At 64.7% G+C, this 23,026-nt stretch carries 15 protein-coding genes and 3 tRNA genes; 15 read left to right on the top strand and 3 right to left on the bottom strand.

The annotated features are described in order from the left end of the window. The first annotated feature begins 134 nt into the window (after window positions 1–134). Both CZ375_RS07375 and CZ375_RS07370 read left to right on the top strand, forming a co-directional pair. Window positions 135–3,050, top strand: a complete 2,916-nt coding sequence (locus tag CZ375_RS07375; protein ID WP_077598576.1) for a hypothetical protein — start codon at window positions 135–137, stop codon at window positions 3,048–3,050. 28 nt (window positions 3,051–3,078) lie between these two features. Next, window positions 3,079–3,153, top strand: a tRNA-Gly gene (locus CZ375_RS07370). 305 nt (window positions 3,154–3,458) lie between these two features. Here CZ375_RS07370 and CZ375_RS07365 read toward each other — a convergent pair. Next, complete coding sequence (locus CZ375_RS07365; protein ID WP_077598575.1) at window positions 3,459–3,929, bottom strand: Fur family transcriptional regulator; 471 nt, start codon at window positions 3,927–3,929, stop codon at window positions 3,459–3,461. An 82-nt stretch (window positions 3,930–4,011) separates the two neighbouring features. Between CZ375_RS07365 and ahpC the strand changes: the two genes are divergently transcribed. From ahpC to CZ375_RS07300, 13 genes are all read left to right on the top strand, one after another. Continuing rightward, window positions 4,012–4,575, top strand: a complete 564-nt coding sequence (ahpC, locus tag CZ375_RS07360) for an alkyl hydroperoxide reductase subunit C (RefSeq protein ID WP_077598574.1) — start codon at window positions 4,012–4,014, stop codon at window positions 4,573–4,575. A gap of 9 nt (window positions 4,576–4,584) precedes the next feature. Further along, on the top strand, window positions 4,585–6,234 hold the full coding sequence (locus tag CZ375_RS07355; RefSeq protein ID WP_077598573.1) for an FAD-dependent oxidoreductase: 1,650 nt from the start codon (window positions 4,585–4,587) through the stop codon (window positions 6,232–6,234). Window positions 6,235–6,363: 129 nt separating this feature from the next. After that, window positions 6,364–7,647: an aminopeptidase gene (locus tag CZ375_RS07350; RefSeq protein ID WP_077598572.1), complete on the top strand. Its 1,284-nt coding sequence runs from the start codon at window positions 6,364–6,366 to the stop codon at window positions 7,645–7,647. A gap of 34 nt (window positions 7,648–7,681) precedes the next feature. Then, window positions 7,682–7,757: transfer RNA gene (locus tag CZ375_RS07345), tRNA-Lys, on the top strand. A 614-nt stretch (window positions 7,758–8,371) separates the two neighbouring features. Beyond that, window positions 8,372–9,649, top strand: coding sequence for an argininosuccinate synthase (locus CZ375_RS07340; protein ID WP_077598571.1), 1,278 nt, complete (start codon window positions 8,372–8,374; stop codon window positions 9,647–9,649). Window positions 9,650–9,679: 30 nt separating this feature from the next. Beyond that, on the top strand, window positions 9,680–11,077 hold the full coding sequence (argH, locus tag CZ375_RS07335) for an argininosuccinate lyase (RefSeq protein ID WP_077598570.1): 1,398 nt from the start codon (window positions 9,680–9,682) through the stop codon (window positions 11,075–11,077). 115 nt (window positions 11,078–11,192) lie between these two features. Beyond that, on the top strand, window positions 11,193–12,539 hold the full coding sequence (purB, locus tag CZ375_RS07330) for an adenylosuccinate lyase (RefSeq protein ID WP_077598569.1): 1,347 nt from the start codon (window positions 11,193–11,195) through the stop codon (window positions 12,537–12,539). Between the two features lie 8 nt (window positions 12,540–12,547). After that, window positions 12,548–13,783, top strand: a complete 1,236-nt coding sequence (locus CZ375_RS07325) for a Tat pathway signal protein (protein ID WP_077598568.1) — start codon at window positions 12,548–12,550, stop codon at window positions 13,781–13,783. Between the two features lie 98 nt (window positions 13,784–13,881). Beyond that, window positions 13,882–14,625: a response regulator transcription factor gene (locus CZ375_RS07320; protein WP_077598567.1), complete on the top strand. Its 744-nt coding sequence runs from the start codon at window positions 13,882–13,884 to the stop codon at window positions 14,623–14,625. A gap of 5 nt (window positions 14,626–14,630) precedes the next feature. Next, on the top strand, window positions 14,631–16,196 hold the full coding sequence (locus CZ375_RS07315; protein ID WP_327196227.1) for a sensor histidine kinase: 1,566 nt from the start codon (window positions 14,631–14,633) through the stop codon (window positions 16,194–16,196). A 126-nt stretch (window positions 16,197–16,322) separates the two neighbouring features. Next, window positions 16,323–17,219 (top strand): phosphoribosylaminoimidazolesuccinocarboxamide synthase, encoded by an 897-nt coding sequence (locus tag CZ375_RS07310; protein WP_200799718.1) that lies wholly within the window; start codon window positions 16,323–16,325, stop codon window positions 17,217–17,219. Next, window positions 17,206–17,895, top strand: a complete 690-nt coding sequence (locus CZ375_RS07305) for a hypothetical protein (protein ID WP_077598565.1) — start codon at window positions 17,206–17,208, stop codon at window positions 17,893–17,895. The genes CZ375_RS07310 and CZ375_RS07305 overlap by 14 nt, the downstream gene beginning before the upstream one ends. A 75-nt stretch (window positions 17,896–17,970) precedes the next feature. Further along, window positions 17,971–18,046, top strand: a tRNA-Arg gene (locus tag CZ375_RS07300). A gap of 116 nt (window positions 18,047–18,162) precedes the next feature. Here CZ375_RS07300 and pknB read toward each other — a convergent pair. Next, entirely contained in the window at window positions 18,163–20,091 is a 1,929-nt protein-coding gene (gene pknB, locus CZ375_RS07295) for a Stk1 family PASTA domain-containing Ser/Thr kinase (RefSeq protein WP_077598802.1), read from the bottom strand. Window positions 20,092–20,167: 76 nt separating this feature from the next. After that, window positions 20,168–23,026: an FtsW/RodA/SpoVE family cell cycle protein gene (locus CZ375_RS07290; RefSeq protein WP_234966917.1), complete on the bottom strand. Its 2,859-nt coding sequence runs from the start codon at window positions 23,024–23,026 to the stop codon at window positions 20,168–20,170.

Raw genomic sequence — 23,026 nt, 5'->3', positions numbered from 1 at the left:
TCAGTAATTGAAGGCGGGACAGACCAATCAGCCTATTGGCCGCGCCGCCTTCGGACAAATATGCATGATAAGACGTATACTCAGACGATGAAACGCTGGACGACTCTCATTGCCTCGGGCAAAGGATGTATAGCATGGCACCTACGCGTGACTACCTTGACTATCTGAACAACCAGATCGAGATTGCGCCCGCAAACAGCCAGGAGGAGCTTGATGCGGCACAGCTCCTGCAGTCCCTCATGGCTGACCATGGCCTCGATACCACCATCCAGGAGTTTGACGCGCCCGCTGCGGGGACTATCGCGCATGACGCGCTTTACGTCACGCTCTTCCTGGGCATGATGCTGAGCGGCATCTTGGGCACCGCCGTCGGTGTCGTTGGCCTGCTGCTCGCCCTGGCAAGCGTGACCCTGCTCGCCCTGCGCTTTGGCGGAAAGGACATCCTTCAGGGCATTGGCCCCAGGTCAAAGAGCCAGAACGTGGTTGGGGTGCATCGTGCCTGCGGTCCGCTTGTCGTAAAGGGGAACCGCCCCATAGTCATTGTTGCGCACTATGACACCCCCAACGAGAGCCTGCTTGCCCGCACCCCGGTTGCGCAGTACGTGACCATCATGAAGAGGGCAAGCTTCTGGTGCGTGTCTGCCGTCGCACTGTGCGCCCTGCTCCAGGCCGTTGGGCCCATCCCTCCCGCCGCCCGCCACGCCCTCTGGGTCGTCGGCATCCTCGCCGCCCTGCCCCTGCTCATGCTGGGGGTAGATGGCGTCTATGGTCGCTTTGCTCCCTGCACCACGGGCGCCAACGACAACAAGGCCTCCGTGGCGGCCATGCTTGGCGTCATGGACAAGGTCCGTCCCGCGGACGACCAGGCGAAGCGCTGGGCCGCCGCGCGCCCTGCTCCCGCGGAGGAGGTCCTCTCAGCCAGCGAGGCCGCTGACGAGGAGCCTCTCGAGGCGAAGGAGCCTGTCGCGGAGGAGGCCTCGCAGCTCGAGGACGGCGAGGGAGAGCCCTCCGGGCCTGACGCCCCCAAGGAGATTCCTGCTGGCCTGGGCGAGCTGGGACACAGGGCGAGCGAGACCTTCTCGGGGCTTGCCTCCAGGCTTCGCGGAGGCGTGAGCGGTGTGAGGGAAGCCCTCTCCCATAGGCCGGGTGACGAGGCTCCTGGCGCGAACCCCCTTGATGGGTCGGCGTCTGGCATGGAGCCCGAGGAGGAAGACGGGCCCACCTTCGAGCCCAACGAGCCCGTGCCCAGCGTCCTGCCCTCCGTGACCGCCCGCGTGGAAACCGATGGTCGCCACGTCCGTCGCGGTGCGGAGTTCGTGGAGTCTCTGGGAATCCTTCCCGACGGCTGTGACATCGTCTACGACCTTCCCGCCCGCCCCGAGCTTGACCTCTCGTCTCTTCCGGAGGTCCCCGAGATGCCCGCGTTCTCGGCTGACGACTTCTACGTTGCCCCCGACCTCTCCGGCCTTGAGCCCGGGGCGGACGAGGAGGACCAGCGCAGTGGATACGTACCCTCCTTCTTCCAGCGTTCGCACACGTTCGAGGAGCCGGCCGCGCCTGCCCAGGAAACGGCAGACGCCAAGTTCGAGCAGATCGCTGACGAAGAGGCGCTGGCCTCGGATAGCGTCTTCGATCGCCTGAAGAGGGCCTTTGCCGGCTGGAGGGAGCGCCTGGCTCAGCCGAGCGCCCCCGAGCGGGAGCCGGTGGGGGGACTTGAGCTCGAGGACGCTGGCAACGAGGTCTCCTCGGCCGAGAGCGACCTTGCCGAGGGACCCGGCCAAGAGGCGGAGCCTCCTGAGGAAGTGGGGCACGAGGCGCTTGGTGCCGAGTCCGAGAATGTCCTTGGAAAGACGGACGACCTGAGCGACTCCCAGGCCACCATGGCGGTCCCGGCCCTGTCCTTCCTGGACGAGGGGGATTCCATCGAGTTCGAGCCCCCTGACAAGGACACCAGTGGGCTGGACAACCTTTCGGAGGACGGCAGCGTCTCCCGCCCTGCCGAGCAGAAGCCCGTGCCCACGCCCGTTGACGACCCGAGCTGGGGAACCTCTGAGTTCCGCCCCCGTGCGTCAAGCGTGGCCCGCCGCGCGGTGCTCTTCGACCTTCCGGACCCCTCCACGGTTTCGAGGGATCCCTTCGCCCTCGACCCCGACAGCACCGCCCCCACTCCTCGCGCGGCGGAGGGGGCCGTTGAGGAAGTTGCCCAGGACGAGGACCACGGGGCCACCCGCGGAACCCAGGAGCCCATTGGCTTTGTGGGAGCGGATGCTTCGCCGGCGCCGACCTACAGGCCCGATCAGACCGCCCGTGCCGGCAAGAGGGGCTTCGGCCTCTTCGGTCGCAGGCACGAGGAGGAGGCTGACACCCTGGGCGAGTGGCTGGGCGTAGGAGACGACTTCGACGCGAAGAAGGACGGCCGCGAGATCGGCAGCTGGGATAACTTTGCTGACGAGCCGGAAAGCGGCGCTCGCAAGGACGGCTGGAAGGGCGGCGCGACGAGCCGATTCGATCTTCGCCTCGTGGATGGCGAGCCGGTCGAGGGCGATATGGGCGCCCAGGATGCCGAGGAGCTGCGAGACGCCATACTGAGCATGAGCGACGACGAGCTTCTGGCGCATGACATCTGGTTCGTTGCGACGGGCGCCTCCACCATGGACCACGCGGGCATCCGCGCCTTCCTGTCGGACTTCAGGAAGGCCATCCGCGGTGCCTTCGTCATAAACCTCAACTGCGTCGGTGCGGGAGACCTTACGGTTCTCACGAGCGAGGGGTCAAGCAACACGCGCCGGGCCGATCGCAGGATGGTGCGTCTTATGGGTAGTGTTGCGCAGGACCTGCATGTCGAGCTCGGCCGTTCTCGCTACAACTGGGACGAGACGGACGCGACCCCTGCCATGCAGTCCGCCATGCGTGCTGCCACCATCGCGGGACTTTCCTCCGACGGGTCCTTTGCGCTCTCCCGCTCCGAGGCGGACGAGCCCGAGAACGTCAACCCTGCCCAGGTGGTAGATGTCGCCGAAATCGTTGCGGAGGTCATTCGCCGCTCGTAGCAAGCTGTGATAGAATCCTCTGTCAGTTGCGGGTGTCGCCAAGTGGTAAGGCACGAGCTTCCCAAGCTCGCATTCGCGGGTTCGAGTCCCGTCACCCGCTCCATCGAGAGCAAGCGCCGGTCTTTAGGGGCCGGCGCTTTTTTTGGCCCGCGCGACAGATGTGCATTTCGTCCTGAAAACGGCACCACTTGCCTAAATAAGTAAACCAATACTAACTTATTTGTCTGAAAGTGCTACCTTCGTCCCAAAGTAAGTTATGCACAGTTGATAGAGGAGGAAATGGTGAAGGTCACGTGCATGCCGATCAAGGGGCCGAGCCCCTACGCCCGCTCCCTGGGCTGGAAGCTCGTCTTGGTTGCGTTGACGGTGCTGGCAATAGTGGTGTTGCCGCACATAGTGGAAGGGTGATCAGTCTTCCACGGCTTCCTGGCAGGAGGGACAGACTCCCTCATAGACCATGTAACTAGAAGTAACGTTATATCCGGTCTCCGCGCAGATTCTCTCCTGGGCCGCGCGCACGAGCGCGCTCGGAACGGGCACGTCCCTGACGGCCCCACACCTGGGGCAGACGAGATGGGCGTGACAGTCGGTGCGCACGTCGAAGCGCTCGCATCCCGGCAGCCTGACGGAGAGGATCTCCCCCTCTTCTGCAAGTAGGTGCAGGTTGCGATACACCGTTGCACGACTGATTCTTTCGTCAGTGGCATGCACCGCGAGATACACGTCCTCTGCGGTGGGGTGTGAGCGGGTGGCACAGACGGCATCGAGCACAAGCTGCCGCTGGCGTGTGTTGCGTCTCTTAACTATGGTCGTCTCCTCTCCGCACGAATGGTAATCCTTGTGATGCCCAAACGATTCGTCGATCCCACGCCCCCTCATGCTTGACTTATCAATAATTATTACTAATAATAGCTCCTAAAGGGAAGAGAGCTTCCCCAGACAAACGAGAAAGGAAGACAACATGTCTTTGATTGGCAAGGAGATTTCTGACTTCAGCGTTCAGTCCTACCAGAATGGTGAGTTCAAGACCATCACCAAGTCCGACGTCCTTGGCAAGTGGGGCCTGTTCTTCTTCTACCCCGCTGACTTCACCTTCGTATGCCCCACCGAGCTCGAGGAGCTTGCGGGGCTCTACGAGCAGTTCCAGGGCATCGGCTGCGAGGTCTATTCCGTCTCCTGCGACACCCACTTCGTGCACAAGGCCTGGCACGACAGCTCCGAGCGCATCTCCAAGGTGACCTACCCCATGCTCGCCGACCCCACCCAGGCCCTGGCGAAGGACTTCGAGGTCCTCATCGAGGCCGATGGCATGGCCGAGCGCGGCGCCTTCGTTGTTGATCCCTCCGGGAAGATCCAGGTGTATGAGGTGACCGCTGGCGGCATCGGGCGCAACGCGGAGGAGCTCCTGCGCCTGACCAAGGCCGCTCAGTTCGTGGCCGAGCATGGCGACCAGGTCTGCCCGGCAAAGTGGCAGCCCGGCGCGGAGACGCTCAAGCCTAGCCTCGACCTCGTCGGGCAGCTCTAAGGAGCGTCCATGGCAGAGGCTGACAACCTCTACGACGCGGTCATCGTCGGCGGTGGGCCAGCGGGGCTCACCGCCGCCCTGTATCTCGCCCGTGCGCGTTACAGGGTTCTCGTCGTGGAGAAGGACCGCTTTGGCGGTCAGATTACCATCACCAACGAGGTCGTGAACTACCCTGGCGTCCTCAGCGCCAGCGGAGCCGAGATTACCGAGACGATGCGCCGGCAGGCAGAGGCGTTTGGGGCGGAGTTCATGCTCGCGACCGTCGAATCCCTTGACGTGTCGGGCGAAGTCAAGCAGGTAAAGAGCTCCAAGGGCACGCTTTCATGCCATGCGATACTGCTTGCAACCGGCGCCTCCCCGCGCCGCGTGGGCTTTGTGGGCGAGGACGAGTTCAAGGGGCATGGCGTTGCGTACTGCGCGACCTGCGACGGAGAGTTCTTCACGGGCAAGGACGTCTTCGTCATCGGCGGGGGCTTCGCCGCAGCGGAGGAGTCCGTGTTCCTCACGAAGTACGCCCGCAAGGTGACCATCCTTGTGCGCGAGGCCGACTTCAGCTGCGCCCCCGCGGCGTCAGAGGGGGCCAAGTCTCACGAGAAGATCGAGGTTCTCTATAACAGCGAGGTCACGTCCGTGGAGGGAGACTCCGCCCTGCGCAAGATCAGCTGGCGCAACAACAGGACGGGAGAAGAGAGCTGGCACGTCGCGGAGGAGGGAGAGACCTTCGGCGTCTTCGTCCAGGCAGGTTACGTGCCTGCCACCGCCCTCGCCCAGGGGGTGGCAGAGCTGAGCCCGCAGGGCTACATCATCACGGACGAGAACCACATGTCCTCCGCAGAAGGCCTCTTCGCCGCCGGCGACGTGTGCGTCAAGCGCCTGCGCCAGGTTGCGACGGCGGTGGGCGAGGCGGCCGCGGCCGCGACGGACGTCGAGCGCTATGTGAAGGCAGCCCAGGAGCGCACGGGGCTTGTGCCCCAAGCTCCCGTGACGCGCCTTCCCAAGACCCCCGTGGCACAGCCAGAGCCCAAGGGGACGTCCTCCTCGGCGCTCTTCGATGACGCGACGGTGGCGCAGCTGCAGACCGTGTTCTCTCGCCTCGAGAGCAACCTCGTGCTGCGCCTGCACCTGGATGAGAGGCCCGTATCGCAGGAGCTTTCCGCGTATATGGAGGAGCTTGCGTCGCACAGCGACAAGCTCCTTGTGGAGCGTGCGGACGCGAGCGTCGACGAGGCATCTGAGCTGCCTTTTGTGGAGCTGATGCGCATGGATGGGACTCCCCTTGGTATGGGCTTTCATGGCGTTCCCGGCGGTCACGAGTTCACCTCGTTCGTCCTGGGAATCTACAATGCCGCAGGCCCGGGACAGCCCATAGACGAGGAGGACCGAAGGGCCATCGCATCCTTGGACGCCCCCGTGTCCCTCAAGGTGCTTGTGGGCCTCTCGTGCACCATGTGTCCCGAGGTGGTTCTTGCCGCACAGCGCATAGCGGCGGATAACCCTCGGGTTTCCGCACAGGTCTACGACATCAACCACTTCCCTCAGCTAAGGGAGAAGTACGACGTCATGAGCGTGCCCTGCCTGGTGGTCGACGACGGCAGCGGCAGGGAGAGGGTCAGCTTTGGCCGCAAGGGCCTCTCTGAGGTGCTTGACCTCATCAAGTAGGGAAGCAAAGAAAAAGTGTGCGCCCCGGCACCGCATCTCTTGCGGCGTGCGGGGCGCGCACCCGTTTGCGGGCAAACCTGCTATGGTCATCTAGCTATTGCGACCAGAAAAGTCTCTTGAGGGGGAACCATGGGGTCTGTTACAACTGCGGCCGAGTGGCAGCGGGCCATAGAGGGCCTGTCCAGCCAGATCGATGGCTATGCCGAGCTTCTGGTTAGGAAAGGCGCGGTCATCGAGAAAGGGCAGGAGCTGGTGGTCCAGTCTCCCGTGGAGTGCGCGGACTTTGCCCGCCGTGTGGTGAGGGAGGCCTATGCCTGTGGTGCCGGTCACGTGACCGTGATCTGGGCGGACGACGCCATGACGCGCATGGAGTACGAGAACGTGGGTCTCGAGTACTTCAAGCACACCCCCAGCTGGAAGGTCGAGCAGCTGAACTCGCTTGCGGAGAAGGGGGCGAGCTTCCTCTTCCTGGAGGGGAGGGACCCATCCGCCCTTGATGGCATCGACCCCGCCAAGCCTGCCGCGGCGTCCCGTGCGCGCAACGTCGAGTGTGGCTCCTTCCGTAACGGCATGGACTTTGGCCGCAACGTCTGGTGCATCGCGGGGGTTCCCGTGCGCGCCTGGGCGGGCAAGGTGTTCCCAGACAGCTCGGCAGACGAGGCCGTCTATCGTCTCTGGGAGCTGATCCTGCAGGTGGCACGCGCAAGCGGGGAGGACCCCCAGGCCGCGTGGGAGACCCACAACGCCACCTTCGAGAAGAACAAGCGCCAGCTCAACGAGGATGCCTTCGACAGCCTGCGCTACCGCTCCTCCAACGGCACCAACCTCCTCGTCGGCCTCAACAAGGGACACATATGGGAGGGAGGCGCGGCCAGGACGGTGTCCGGAACGGCCTTCTTTCCCAACATTCCCACAGAGGAGGTCTTCACCACGCCAGACTGCCGTCGGGCCACGGGTATCGTACACTCGGCCATGCCGCTCGTGCACGCCGGCCAGATCGTTGACGACTTCTGGCTGCGCTTCGAGGAGGGCCGTGTGGTGGAGTATGACGCGGCCGTGGGCAAGGACGTCCTCACCCACATCCTCGAGACTGACGAGAACGCCAGGCGCCTGGGGGAGTGCGCGCTCATCTCCAAGAACACGCCCATCCGCCAGAGCGGGGTGCTCTTCTTCGACACGCTCTACGACGAGAACGCCAGCTGCCACCTCGCCCTTGGCATGGGGTTCCCCGAGTGCCTCGAGGGAGGCCTGGACATGGATAAGGACGCCCTTTTCGCCCACGGGGTAAACCAGTCCGCTACGCACGTTGACTTCATGATCGGAGCAGACGACCTCTCCATCATGGGATTGTCTGCCGACGGCAAGGAGACCCCCGTCTTCGAGAACGGGCAGTGGGCCTGGGAGCTGCGGTAGGCACAGGTCCTGACGTGGTAGAATTGCGCTCGCCGGGTCGTTAGCTCAGTTGGTAGAGCAGGGGACTTTTAATCCCAAGGTCATGGGTTCGACCCCCATACGACCCACCATGAAACGGCAGGCCATCGCCCATTTTTGGGCGATGGCCTTTTTCGTGCCCCGCCCACCGCCCTGGCCTCACCCCCTCGCGCGCGGGTCAAGGAACCCACAGAGAATATTTTCCTGTGGCATCTCCATAATCCAACTGGGCTTTTGCAGGAGAGGCCCTCAGGAAATTTTTCATGAGGGCCCTTGGAGCCGCTCTTGGCGTCTGCGCCGTCAGGGTTTCCCTGTCCGCCCCGTGGCCTTTGTTACCAGTCTGATACGCGCAGCCTCATTGGCTGGCAACGGGCACGCATTCGACCTAGAGTGACCCACTAACAAATGTGACGGGCGAGAGAATCAAGCCTTCTTCTAAGAACGGAGGGAATGAAAGATGCACAACCGCAACCTCAAGCTCGGCATCTCCCTCCGACGCCAGGATCGACGAATCACGCTGCGACGCCAGTGCGCGCTGTCACCGGTCCTTGGAGCCTAGGCTCGGCCTCCAACCACATATCGGACCGAAGGGCACCCGGCACTGTCGGGTGCCCTTCCTTTTGGCGCCCCGCGCTCGCAGCCTAGCCTCCGGCGGGCATGTCCCGCACACGCAAGCTCACGGCGGAACAGAAGATTGGTGGCTCTCATGTCTCAGCAAGGCACAAAGGAAAAAGTAGTTCTGGCGTACTCGGGCGGCCTGGACACCTCCGTCATGGTCAAGTGGCTGCAGCTGGAAAAGGACCTTGACGTAATTGCCATCTGCGGAAACGTCGGCCAAGACGCAGAGGATCTTGGCTGGATCGAGCGCAAGGCCCATGACATGGGGGCGGTCCGCTCCTGTGCGCTGGACATGCGCGAGGAGTACGCAGAGACCGTGCTTGCCCAGGCGATCGCGTCAAACGCGCTCTACGAGAACAGATACCCCCTCCTCTCGGCACTCTCCAGGCCCCTGATCGCAAGGCATCTGGTGGAGCTCGCGCACGAGACGGGCGCCGCGTACATAGCCCACGGCTGTACGGGCAAGGGCAACGACCAGGTTCGCTTCGAGACGAGCATTCGCGCCCTTGACCCGGGCATCGTGGTGCTCGCCCCGGCGCGCGAGTGGAACCTCCTTACCCGAGAGCAGGAGATGGAGTGGGCGAAGACGCATGGGGTGCCCGTTCCCGCCACCGTGGAGAAGCCCTACTCCATAGACGACAACCTTTGGGGTCGCGCCATAGAATGCGGGGACCTGGAGGACCCGTGGGCTGAACCTCCCGCAGACATCTGGACCATGACGAGGGACCCCATGCTGGCTCCCGATGAGCCCGAGGAGATCACCGTGGGCTTCGAGGGAGGAAGGCCCGTCTCGCTGAATGGTCAAAAGATGCGCCTGCTCGAGCTGATTGTTGAGCTCAACCGGGTCTGTGGCAGGCATGGATTTGGCCGGCTGAGCATGATCGAGGACCGCGTGGTGGGCATCAAGAGCCACGAGTGCTACGAGTGCCCCGCCGCCCTGGCGCTGATCGGCATGCACCAGGAGCTTGAGACGCTCTGCCTGGATGGGTCCACCCTGCGGTGCAAGCACCAGGTTGACCAGCGGTGGGCAACGGCGGTCTATGAGGGGAAGTGGTACTCGCAGCTCAAGGGGTCCCTCGATGCCTTCTGCGCATACACCCAGCGCCACGTCACGGGCGAGGTCAGGGCTCGGCTCTACAAGGGTGTCCTGAGCGTGTGCGGTCGCAGGAGCCCCTACTCGCTCTACGATCCGTCCCTTGCCACCTACGGTGACGATGACAGCTTCGACCGCAGCCTTGCCTCGGGATTCATTGGGATTCACAGCCTTCCGAGCGCCATCTGGTCGGCAAGGCAGGGCCCTGCCTCCGGCATGGGGGGGCTGCGCACGTTCGCCGCCGAAGATCAGAAAAGGACGCCCAGCGCATAGCTGGGCCTTGGGGACGAGAGGACGCATCACATGGCTCTTTGGTCGGGACGCTTCGAGGAAGGCGTGGACGAGTCGGCACAGGACTTCGGGGCCTCCCTGGGCATTGACAGGCGCATGTACAGGCAGGACATAGCGGGCTCCATCGCTCATGCCAAGATGCTCGCGCAGCAGAAGATTATCCGCGACGAGGACGGCAGAGCCATCTGCCAGGGCCTCAAGGACATCGAGGACAAGATCGACTCTGGGCAGTTCGTCTGGGACGAGGCCGACGAGGACATCCACATGGCCATCGAGTCGGAGCTCACGAGGGAGATTGGAGAAGCTGGCGGGCGCCTCCACACGGGGCGCTCCCGAAACGATCAGGTCGCCTGCGACCTGAGGCTATATGCCAAGGAACTCCTCTCGCGGCTCATGGAGGGCAACTGCAGGCTGCGCGAGACGCTGCTCGAGGCGGCCCGTAAGGACCTTGGAGCGGTGCTTCCGGGATACACGCACCTCCAGCACGCCCAGCCCGTGCTCTTCTCGCACCATCTGCTCGCGTACTTCTGGATGCTGGCACGAGACCATTCCCGACTTGCCCGCGCCTTCGAGGCGGCGGACGCAAACCCCCTCGGCGCGGCGGCGCTTGCCGGCACCAGCTACCCGCTGGACCGCGGCCTCACCAGCGAGCTTCTGGGCTTCTCCTCGACCATGCCCAACTCGCTCGACGCGGTCAGCGACAGAGACTACCTCCTGGACCTCGAGTACGCATGCAGCGTATCGATGATGCACCTCTCGCGTCTCTGTGAGGAGATCATCCTCTGGTCGAGCGGCGAGTTCGGCTTCGTCACCCTCTCGGACGGCTTCTCCACGGGCTCCTCGATCATGCCCCAGAAGAAGAACCCTGACTTCGCCGAGCTCACACGCGGCAAGACGGGTCGCGTCGTGGGGTCTCTCGTGGGGCTGCTGGTCACCATGAAGGGACTTCCCCTGGCATACAACAAGGACCTTCAGGAGTGCAAGGAGGGGGCCTTCGACGCGGCAGACACCCTGCTGGGTTGCATGTCCTGCGTGGAGGGCATGGTCAGGACCTGGAAGACGCACCCCCAGAGGATGCTCGAGCAGGCGCGGAAAGGCTTCGGGGCCGCCACGGACGTGGCAGACTACCTGGTCAAGAAGGGACTGCCCTTCAGGCGCGCCCACGAGGTGGTGGGCGAGCTCGTGCTGTACTGCGAGCGCAAGGGCGTGGAACTCGGCGAGCTCAGCCTCGAGGAGTTCCGTGGCTTCTCGCCGCTCTTCGAGCAGGACGTGACAAAGGGGCTTGACCCCGTGGGCGTTGCGAACGCACGCACCACCTACGGGGGAACCGCGCTCTCGTCGGTGAAGCTGCAGCTGCAGGAGGCACGGCAGGTCTTGGCGAGAGACGCCGTTCCCCCGGGCAGGCCTTAGGGCAGGGGAGGGGTCCCTGTGGCGGGGTTGCCACGGGCCGTCCCTCCGGACTCACGTATCCTCCCTGCGCTAGAATTTGGGAAGCACAGACAGCGCCGCCGCCCCGGGAGGTCACATGATCGATCGCTACACCCGTCCTGAGATGGGTCACATCTTCTCGCTCGAGAACAAGTATCGCATCTGGCAGGAGATCGAGGTCCTTGTCTGCGAGGCCCACGCCGAGCTGGGAGAGAGCGGGATCACCCCCCAGGAGGCTAAGTGGATCCGCGACCACGCCGCGTTCGACCGCGAGGAGGTAGACCGGATCGAGGCCGTGACCAACCATGACGTCATCGCCTTCCTCACCAACATGGCTTCCTACATAGACAGGGACGTGCCCGAGGGGGATGCCAAGCCCAGCCGCTGGGTGCACTATGGAATGACCAGCTCCGACCTGGGGGACACGGCCCTTTGCTACCAGCTCGTACAGGCAACGGACATCCTCATCGAGGACTGTCGCGCCCTGGGCAGGGTCTGCCAGAGGCGCGCCCTCGAGGAGAGGGACACCCTCTGCGTGGGGCGCACGCATGGCATCCACGCCGAGCCCATGACCTTCGGCATGAAGTTCGGCTCATGGGCCTGGGAGCTCAAGCGAGACCTGGACCGCCTCGTCGACGCCCGCGCCAACGTGGCGTTTGGCGCCATCTCGGGCGCCGTGGGAACCTACTCCTCCATTGACCCGCGCGTCGAGGAGTACGTCTGCGAGCACCTGGGCCTCGCGCACGACCCGCTCTCAACGCAGGTCATCAGTCGTGACCACCACGCCTATCTCGCGGGCGTCATGGCAACTGTGGCGGCGACCTGTGAGCGCATCGCCACGGAGATTCGCAACCTCCAGAAGACCGACACCCTTGAGGCAGAGGAGCCGTTCCGCAAGGGCCAGAAGGGGTCCAGCGCCATGCCCCACAAGCGCAACCCCATCACCGTCGAGAAGGTCTGCGGCCTCTCCCGCATCGTGAAGGCCAACGCTCAGGTTGCCTTCGACAACGTGGCCCTCTGGCACGAGCGTGACATCAGCCACAGCTCTGCCGAGCGTGTGGCACAGGCCGACAGCTTCATCGCGCTGGACCACATGTTCCACTGCCTCACCCGCATCGTGGACGGCCTGGTGCTCTATCGCGAGCAGATGATGGCAAACCTCAACAAGACCCGCGGTCTGATCTACTCCTCGAAGGTGCTTCTCGCCCTGGTGGATACCGGCATCGCGCGCGAGGACGCCTATGCCATAGTCCAGTCCTGCGCCATGCAGACCTGGCGAGAGGTGCAGCAGTGCCAGGTGGGGTCGAGCTTCCGTGAGAAGCTCGAGGCGGACCCCGCGTGCACGCTTGCGCCCGCGCAGCTCGATGCCATCTTCGACCCCCGCAGCTTCCTCACGCGCGTCGACGCCGTCTTCGCGCGCCTCGAGCGCCTGAGCTTCGATTAGGAGAAGACGTGGCCCTCACCCCATTCGGACAGAGCATCTCTCGCAGGGGCTTCCTGCGCGCCGGCGCGGCCACGGGTGCGGCGCTGGCGGCCGTCTCGGTGCTCGCAGGTTGCACCCATCCCGAGAACGACCAGGTGACAGCCCCCACCGTTGTGGACGACGCGTCTGCGGACTATGTCCTTGACCCCCAGACGGGCGAGGGGCGCTACGCCTACGTGGCGCTGCCCGTTGGCCAGTCTGCCGAATGGGACATCGCCCTGGGAAACGTGCTGCATCCGGCTGAGGGCACCTGGATTCCCGTGACCACGGCTGGCTCCTCCGCGAGCCCCATGGTGAAGGGCTCGGCGCTGTCCACCTCTGACGGTGCCCTGGTTGAGGTGGTCTCGGCCCCCGTCTCGAGGGAGGCGACCAACGTTGCCGTGTACGACGTCCGCTGCTCCGACTCCGCCTACGCGTGGGTCGAGCTCAACCTGCTCACGCACGCCTGGTCCCTCTATGCTGCCCGTTTCGCGAACGGGCAGCTGGTGGGGGCTCCCTCAACGCTCTGGGAGGCTGACGACCAATGGGATCCGCCCCTGTTCGCCGTAAGCGGGAGCAGGGTACTCTGGCAGGTCGCGCCGGCGCTCTCGGGAGGCAAGACCATCGAGAAGTCCTATTGCTACCTCTGGAAGGTGGGAGACGCCAACGCGAGGGCCGTGGTGGAGTCGCCAGGGAGGTTTGCCACCGAGCCGGCCGTGTCGGGCGACACCGTAACGCTTGCGCCGCGCGTGAACGCCAGCCAGGGGACCTACTACGGCATCACCGCGTACTCCCTTTCTGACGACCTTGAGACCCAGGTCGATCGCCTGGTGCTCCCCCAGGGCGTGCGCCCCATGAACGCCGTGCGCATCGCGGACAAGTTCGCCTTCTCCGTCGAGGCAAACTACTCGTCGGGCGGCCTGCTGGGCCAGATGGGCACCTACATTGGCGCCGGCGAGGGTCCCTTCACGGTTCTCTCGCGCGAGCCTGCCGCCGCGGTTGCCGGTAGGGAGGGCTTCTACCTGGTGCGTGCCAGCTCCTCGTACTTCGCCGTGAACACGGCGGACAAGACCTACTCCATCCTGGCGTCGGCCAACCGCTGCATTGACTATGGCGAGTTTCCCGCCCGCGTGGGAGAGTGCTCGAGCTTCGTGACCTTCTCCACGGTCAAGGCGCAGGATACCGGTTACCCCAGCTCCGTCGCCGTAAGGAGCTTCGACCTCTAGCCCGCATGCGCCGTCGGGCACTCTGCGCTAGACTAGTCCAAGCTATCAGTGAATTCTTGAGCGCGCGCCCAGGCGCAGCATGTCAAAGGGAGTATGCCATGGCTTCAGACGAGAAGAAGATTCTCCTGGTTGAGGACGAGAAGACCATCCGCGACGCCGTTGCCGCATACCTCGAGCGCGAGGGTTACATCATCCGTGGCGTGGGAGATGGCCAGAGTGCCCTGGAGGAGTTCGAGAAGCACAGCTTTGACCTCATCATCCTGGACCTCATGCTCCCCAAGCTCTCGGGCGAGCGCGTCTGCCGCGCCGTGCGAGAGACCTCCAGCGTGCCCATCATCATGCTCACCGCAAAGGGCGAGGTGGAGGACCGCATCATCGGCCTCGAGCTGGGCGCGGACGACTACCTCATCAAGCCCTTCTCCCCGCGCGAGCTTGTCGCCCGTGTGAGGGCGCTGCTGAGGCGTGCCCACACCGAGGTCGAGCCCCAGCTCGAGGTGCTTGACTTCGGTGACCTCGTCATCGACATCTCCGGACACAAGGTGCTTGTGGAGGGCTCCGAGGTCGACCTCACGGCCTCCGAGTTCAAGCTCCTCACCACCCTCGCGCGCTATCCGGGCCGCGTCTACACGCGCATGGAGCTCGTCGAGAAGGTCTTGGGCTATGACTTCGAGGGCTACGAGCGCACCATCGACTCCCATGTGAAGAACCTCCGCGCCAAGCTGGGGGACGACCCACGCAACCCCCGCTGGCTCTATACCGTCCATGGCGTCGGGTATCGCTTCGAGTCTGCCCAGAAGCCCGGCGAGGGCGGCAAGGCCGTCTCCGAGCCTGACAAGAAGTAGCGGCGGTGCCACTCCTTCCCGAAGACGCAAGCGAGCCCTACGACGAGCCTCTCGAGCAGTCGTCTGACTCGCCCAAGGCAAGCTTCAACACCATGGCGCGCCAGGCCAGGCCCCCGCGTGCGGGCAAGACCTTCTCTGGCCGCATGGCGCTCTACTTCTCCCTGACCGCCATCATGACCGCCCTGGTGCTCTCGGCGGTGCTGGCGCTCACCTGGGAGGGTCAGTTCCAGAGCTACACGCGGCAGAACATGCAGAGGCTGGCCCAGCAGGCCGCAGACAACCTTGCCGTGAAGTACAGCGAGGCGGGCGGGTGGACCGACGAGGTTCTGAGCTACGCCAGCTATGCGTCCGACGTCTCCCGTGACATCGGTGTGCAGGTCATGGACGTCAACGGAGAGGTGCTCTACGACGACACCAGCTCCACCCTCCATCACGACGGCTTCCTGGCGGAGGTGCCTGGGTCCTCCGAGGCGCTCGTCCGGCGCATGCCCGAGCGCGCCGACTCCGTGGTCTCGGCAAGCATCGTGACGGCTGACGGGGCAAGCGTGGGGTCCGTTCGTCTTTGGGCCTTTGGGTCGGAGGCCCTCATCACCAAGAGCGACGCAGCCTTCCGGACCAACTCCTATGGCGCCATAGTGGGCGCCGCCGGCGCCGCCGTGGTCATCGCCTGTTTCCTGAGCTACTTTGCCTCTCGCGCGCTCACGCGCCCCATCATGAAGATAACCTCCACTGCGGCGCAGATCAGAAACGGTGACCTCACTGCCCGCACCGGCCTCAAGGGAGACGACGAGATAGGCCGCCTGGGAGAGACCTTCGACAGCATGGCCACGGAGCTGGAGCGCGACATCAAGTTCGAGCACCGCCTCACCAGCGATGTCGCGCACGAGCTCCGCACGCCCCTCATGGCCATGCTCGCCACCGTCGAGGCGATGCAGGACGAGGTGCTCCCGGCGGACGACGAGCACTTCGAGATAGTTGCAGCCGAGGTGAGGCACCTCTCGCGCCTGGTTGACGCCATGCTGCACCTCTCGCGCATCGAGAACGGCACCACCGCCCTCAAGACCGAGCGGACCGACCTCGTCTACCTGGCAAAGAGCCTGGTCTCCATGCAGGAGCAGCTCTTCATCGAGAAGGGCCTGCGCCTGCGCTTCGATGACAAGACCGCAGACCACGAGCTCTACGCCGATGTGGATCCCGACCTCGTGCGCGAGGCCCTCACCAACCTCATGTCCAACGCGATGCGCTACACCCCCGACGGCGGTTGGGTGGTGGTTGTCGTCGAGCGCAACAAGGGCAAGGGCGAGGCCCTGATCGGCGTGCGCGACACGGGCATCGGCATCGCCAAGGAGGACATCCCACGCGTCTTCTCGCGCTTCTGGCGGTCGGACGCCAGCCGAGAGCGCGTCTCTGGCGGCCTGGGCGTGGGCCTCTCCCTCACCAAGGAGATCATCGACAAGCACAACGGTGCCATCTCGGTGGAGTCGGAGCTCGGCAAGGGCACCACCTTCACGCTCCACCTTCCCCTGGACCATGGGAAGAAGGGGCTGGTGCAGGCCCTTCAGGAGCAGTAGCGCTGCCTGGGGAGCCTGCCGTTACGTTGGTGTGACGGCGTGGGAGAAGCACCCTGCGCGGTCATCACTTACATTACAATCACAGTGCTGCGTCGATGGCGCAGGGCATTCAGCGAGGGGAGAGACATGGCTTCAATGGAGCTTCGCCCGGACTCACACGGGAAGGTTCGTGACATCTACGACTGCGGCGACAGCCTGCTCATGGTTGCGAGCGACCGCATCAGCGCTTTCGACTTCATCCTCCCTGACGAGATCCCCTTCAAGGGTGAGATACTGACCCGCATCTCCGCCTTCTGGTTCGATAAGTTCTCCGACCTCATGCCCAACCACCTCATCACCATGGACGTGAGCGAGTACCCCGAGGAGTACCGTCGCTATGGCGAGTACCTCGAGGGCCGCTCCATGCTGGTGAGGAAGGCGCAGACCCTTCCCGTCGAGTGTATAGTGCGCGGCTACCTCACGGGCTCGGGGAAGAAGACCTACGAGCACGACGGCACCGTGTGCGGCATCAGGCTGCCCGAGGGCCTGGTGGAGGCCTCCAAGATACCCGAGCCCATCTTCACGCCCTCGACCAAGGCAGAGCTTGGCGACCACGACGAGAACATCTCGTTCGAGCGCTGCGCCCAGATCGTGGGCGAGGACATGGCCGAGCAGCTCCGCGAGGCCTCCCTGAAGATCTATACCGCCGCGGCAGCCTATGCGGCGACCCGCGGGATCATCATCGCCGACACCAAGTTCGAGTTTGGCATCATCGATGGTCAGCTCACCCTCATCGACGAGGTGCTGACGCCAGACTCCAGCCGCTTCTGGCCCGCAGACTGCTACGAGGAGGGCAAGGTTCAACCCAGCTACGACAAGCAGTATGTGAGAGACTGGCTCAAGTCGAACTGGGACATGACGGGCGACGCCCCGCGCCTGCCCCAGGAGGTCATCGAGGGAACGTCCGCCCGCTATCGGGAGGCGTTCCAGATCATTACAGGAAACGATTTCAAGCCCATGAAGGAGTCCCATGTCACTGCGTGAGACCATCGAGGCCGCCAAGAGGGAGGCACAGGAAGCGGGAAGCATCCCTTCTCGCGGCAAGTCGGAAGGGACTCGACCCGCGCCCGAGCAGCCCACGACTGAGCGCGGGGGCTTCTCCAGGCGCTCGGTCACGCGTGCCCGCCCGGCGCGCGAGGCAGCCTCCGGGGTGCGCGTGGTGCGCGGCGGCTCGGGTCAGGTCGCCGCCGGCAAGTCCGAGGGCGAGATGACCAAGGCAGAGCGCAAGGCGAGCCGCCAGGAGAGGCGCGACCGAGAGGACCGCCGAGCGGCCGCCTCCCGCGTGATTATCCAGGGCAACGAGGCATATCGACGCAAGCAGCGCATCTTCTGGGGCCTGATGATTGCTGGCCTGGGCGTCACGCTCTTCTCGTGGGGCATCACCTTCCTGCACCCGGAGTCCACCACCAGGTTTGACACGCCCGCCGGCATGGCGGTCGCCGCAACCATCGTCCTGGCGTATGCGCTCATCATCTCCGCCTTCGTGTACGACTGGCGTGTGATTCGTCCCATGCGCAAGGAGGCCGAGAGGGTCGTGGCGGGCATGACCGACAAGAAGGTCCACCAAGTGCTCAAGGCCGATGCCGAGCAGCTTGCCCGCGAGCAGGAGGCGCGCGCCAAGGCCAAGGAGTCTCGTCGCGCCAAGAGGCAGGGCAAGTAGGAGGGGCACTGGTTTAGGTGGCTTGCCAAATGTCACGGGCGCAGGAGCGCCCGTGATGCTAGAATGCTTACGCACGGCCCCGTAGCTCAGGGGATAGAGCACAGGTTTCCTAAACCTGGTGTCGACGGTTCGAATCCGCCCGGGGTCACCACGAAGAAAAAGCAGGCCAGGGACTTAGGTCCCTGGCCTGCTTCTTTTGGCGCTGATCGTTCGGGGTGGGCGAGCGTGCGTCCTGCCCCTCGAACTACGCGCTTGGGATGCCTTGCGCTACGAGGCGCCGTCCACGGACCCGCCCAGCGATACCACTATGGAGACGGTCGTCCCACGCTTGGCCGGGCCCGTTGGCGACTGGCTGATGACCAGGCCCTTCGCCACGCTGGCGCTTTGCGCATAGCTGATATTCACGTTGTAGCCCGCGCCCGTCAGAGACTCCTTCGCGACGCCCTCGCTCTCCCCAATGACATTGGGGATGTCGGGAGTGGCGCTGCCGCTGGACACGCTGATGGTGATGGTGGAGCCCTTCTCGGCCGTGCCCGTTGGCGACTGGCTGATGACCAGGCCCTTCGCCACGGTCTCGCTTGCGGTGGGTGTGACCTCCACGTTGAAGCCAGCCTCCTGCAGCGTGTTGGTCGCATCGTCTTGGGCGAGGCCCCTCACGTCGGGAACCTCCGTGCTCTCCGCACCCTTGGAGAGCTGGTAGGTGATGGTGTCCCCCGCCTTGGCCGAGACACCAGCCGCAGGGTTCTGCTTGGCCACCTTGCCAACCTCGATGTCGTGGTCGAAGACGGAGTCGCCGGCCTGGCCCACCAGCCCTGCGGCGGCAAGGGCCGCCTCTGCCTCCGAGGGGGTCTTGTTGGTGAGGTCTGGAACCCGCACCGTCGCAGCCGGCTCAGGCCCCTTGGAGACGGAGATATTTATCTGGGTGCTGGGATCCTTCATGAGGCCTGCGTCAGGGTCCTGGTCGGTCACGAGACCCTTGGGGACGGTCGAGGAGTACTCCTCCTTTACGGTGCCCCTCTGGAAGCCGGATTTGCCGATTTCGTCGAGCGCCTGCTCCTGAGTCAGGTTGATGAGGTTGGGGACGCTCTGCGTCTGGCTGCCGCGGGTCAGTAAGGAGAAGAGGCCAACGATGAGGGCAACGAGAGCCAACGCTCCGAAAAGGGAGCCCACAACCAGCCGCCGGCGATGCCTCCTCTCGCGCTCCGCGGCATCCAGACGCGCCTTCTCGGTGGCCGTCTGGGGCTTGGTGCGTCCCGTGGTCTCGACGCGCGGCATGTTTGCCGTTGCGCTGGAGGCAGGGAGCGGGTTGGTTGCCGTGGCGCCAAGCCCCATGCCCGCAACGGGGGAGAGCATGGCGGTGGCGTTGCTCACGGCCTGGATGCGGCCCGAGAGGTAGTCGCGCAGCACATGGTAGAGCTCGTCCGCGGTCTGGAAGCGGTCTGCGGGGTTCTTCTGCATGCACTTGAGAATGATTCCCTCAAGCGCGGCGTCCACGGCGGGGTTCGTCTGGCTGGGAGGCTTGGGCTGCTCGTTGACCTGCTTGAGCGCTACGGAGATGGCGTCGTCCCCGTCAAAGGGGACCTTTCCGGTGGCCGCCTCGTACATCACCACGCCAAGCGAGTAGATGTCGGTGGTGGGGCCAAGGGGACGGCCCTGCGTCTGCTCGGGGGAGACGTAGTGAGCGGTTCCCAGGACGGAGTTGTCCGTGGTGAGGTGGCTGTTCTTGGCACGGGCGATTCCGAAGTCCATCACCTTTATGTTGCCGTCGGGCTGCACCATGATGTTCTGCGGCTTGACGTCGCGATGAATGATGTCGTGGCGGTGGGCGACGGAGAGCGCCTGGGCGATTTGCGACCCGATCTGCGCCACCTTCTTGCAGTCGAGCGCTCCGTGCCTGCGGATGCCGCTCTTGAGGTCGGTGCCGCGCAGGTACTCCATGACTATGTAGTAGGTGTCACCATCCTTGCCCCAGTCATAGACAGAGACGATGTAGGGGCTTTGCAGGGCCGCAGCCGCCTGGGCCTCCTGCTTGAAGCGGGCGGCAAAGGAGGAGTCTGCGGCATATTGGGGCAGCATGGTCTTGATGGCCACCGTTCTGCCGAGAACCTCGTCGAGACCACGGTAGACGACGGCCATGCCTCCGGTACCGATCTTGTCCTGTACCGTGTAGCGACCACCAAGAACCCTGTCTGACATCGTCTCTCCCATCTTGTGGCGGCCCCTGGGGCCGCGCGTGCTAGCAAAATCACACCCAAGCGAGCTTGGGTTCGTCCTATGAGCTTGCCCCCAGCGCCTGAACGTTGAGGCAGGCCGCGAGCACCGTGCCTGCGACAATGGACGCCTGCCCGCTCACGCTCTGTCCCTCGGACCCCTCTATGCACACCGAGATGGCAAGGGTTGGTTGGTCGAAGGGGGCAAAGCCCACGAAGAGAGAGTCGGAGACGTTGGGGCCAACCTCGGCGGTCCCGGTCTTCCCCGCGACTCTCACGCCGCTGACGCGCGCGGCACCGCCCGTCCCCTCCTCCACGACGGAGAGCATCGCCTTCTTGACCTCGCCGGCGGTCTGGACGGACACGGCCTGGCCCAGCGACTTGGGCTGCGTCGTGGAGCTGGTGGCACCCTCGGGGTTGAGGATGCGGGCAACCAGGTAGGGGTTCATGACAATGCCGTCGTTTGCGATGGCGGCCGCCATCACGGCATTTTGCATGACGGTGGCCTGGGGGCCCGCAGGGCTTGCGTGCGAGCCCACGGGCTGCCCAATGGCAGACCAGGCGGTCTCCCAGTCGGTCATCTCGCTGGGGTCGGGCATCAGAGACATCGACGTGGAGAAGTCCTGGCCGATGTTGCTCCCGTAGCCGAATGCCCTGGCGTAGTTCACCAGGGCGACGGGGCCAAGCTGATGTCCCAGCTGGCCGAACACGGTGTTGGCGGAGTAGGCGAGCGCCTCCTGCAGGGTTAGGCTGCTCCAGGACTCGTCGTCCAGGTTGGTGACGCTCGCCCCGCCGATGTCCAGGGAGGAAGGAGCCTCGTAGCTTGAGTCAAGCGAGGCTACCCCCGTGTCGAGGGCCGCTGCCAACGACAGGACCTTGAACGTGGAGCCTGGCGTGTAGAGCGCCTGGGTAGAGCGGTCTATGAGCTCTCCGGCACCAGAGTCCTGGGTCATGACGTCCGAGAGGGTGTCGTAGCTGTAGCTCGGGGAGGACGCCTTGGCGAGAACCGCCCCCGTGGTTGGGTTCAGCACCACTATCGCGCCGACCTTGCCCTCGAGGGCCTGCTCCGCGGCGCGCTGCATCTGCGAGTTGATGGTGAGGACCACGGAGGACCCCGCGTTTCCGATGCCGGCCATGGAGTAGAGGGCCGAGCTCCAGCTGGAGTGGTCAGACCTTCCCGAGAGGACTTCGTTGTGCGTGGACTCTATGCCGGCGGCGCCATACTGCGGGGAGATATAGCCGACGGTCAGGGCGGCCAGGCCGCCCTGGGGGTGGTTGCGCGCGTAGCTGCCGTCCTTCTGCAGCACGGACTCAGCCAGGGTCACCCCGTCAGAGCTGATGATCGCCCCGCGCTGGACGCGCGAGGTCCTGGCGATGGTGTGGTTGTTGATGGGAAGGCCTTGGTAGTAGCCAGCGCGAATCGCCTGGATGTAGGTGAGGTTGGCCACCAGCGCGCCGATCATGAGCGAGAAGGCCGTGATGAGGAGGGTGAGCCGCTTTCCCAGGGCAACGCGCCCCAGGACGCCGGACTCGGGCGTGAGCATACCGAAATGCCCGCGTGCGTGCGAGCCGTGCACCACGTCCCCTGCGCTTGCGGAGACGCCGGCCCGAGAGGGAGAGGTCATCTCGATCTGGGCGTCATGTCCCGTCCCCTCGTCGCCCGTGCGCAGCAGCAACCCCAGGGTGATGAAACTTGCCAGGAGCGAGCTTCCCCCCTGACTCATGAAGGGCAGCGTCACGCCCGTCAAAGGCAGCAGGCGCGTGACGCCTCCCACGATGACGAAGGCCTGGACCAGGATGGCGGACGTGAGGCCTACGGCACTGAATGCCGCCATGTCTGACTTCGCACGCGCCGCGGTGGTGAGGCCGCGCACCGCCAGAAGCAGGTAACAGGCCAGAACGGCAGTCCCCCCCAGGAGCCCCATCTCCTCTCCGATGGCAGAGAAGATGAAGTCCGACTCGACGACGGGGATGAGGGTGGGCAGACCCTTGCCGATGCCCGCGCCCACCAGGCCACCATCGGCCAGCGAGTAGAGGGACTGGACGATCTGCAGCCCCTTGTTCGAGGGGTCCTCGAAGGGGTCAAGCCAGATCTGGACGCGCGTCTGAACGTGACTGAAGAGCAGGTAGCAAACCACCCCTCCCACGGCCAGCAGCGCGAGGGAGATGAGCACATAGCTGACGCGCCCCGTGCAGACGTAGAGCATCACCACGAAGAAGGAGAAGAAGAGCAGCGCGCTGCCCAGGTCTCTCTCGAAGACGACCACCAGAAGGGAGACTCCCCACATGACCATGAGCGGCGCAAGCATGCGCGGGCGCGGCAGGGACAGCGGACCCACGCGGCGCATGGACGCCGAAAGCAGTTCGCGGTTCTCGGCGAGGTAGGCCGAAAGGAAGAGGATGACCAGCACCTTCGCTATCTCTCCGGGCTGGAAGGAGAAGGGTCCCAGCACCAGCCAGAGCTTCGACCCGCCACGCTCGCTGCCAATGAGCATGGGGAGCAGCAGCAGGGCGATGCCGGCGATGCCCATCGTGAACTTGTACTCGGCAAGACTCTCGATGCGGGGAACCGCGACCAGGGTGGCGATCATGGCCGCGACCGAGACGAAGAGCCACACCACCTGCCCGCCCGCCAGGGAGGGGGCAAGCCTGGTCACGAAGGTGATTCCCACGCCAGAGAGGAGGAACACCAGGGGGAGCAGAGCGGGGTCTGCCCCCGGGGCGAGCCTTCTCACGGCGAGGTGGGCGGCGGTGAACGCGGCGAAGAGGCCCAGGGGGACCCCCAATGAGGAAAGACTCAGCGTGATGGCGGCCTGGGTGTTTATCACGTACATGGCGTAGAGGAGCACCACAGGAACGGCAGCGAGCAGCAGAAGGCCAAACTCCGTGTTCCTACGCGTGTTGAGCTTCGATCCGGACAC

It is taken from the genome of Olsenella urininfantis (assembly GCF_900155635.1).
Lineage (GTDB): Bacteria > Actinomycetota > Coriobacteriia > Coriobacteriales > Atopobiaceae > Olsenella_G > Olsenella_G urininfantis.
This window is presented reverse-complemented; position numbering and strand designations above follow the sequence as displayed.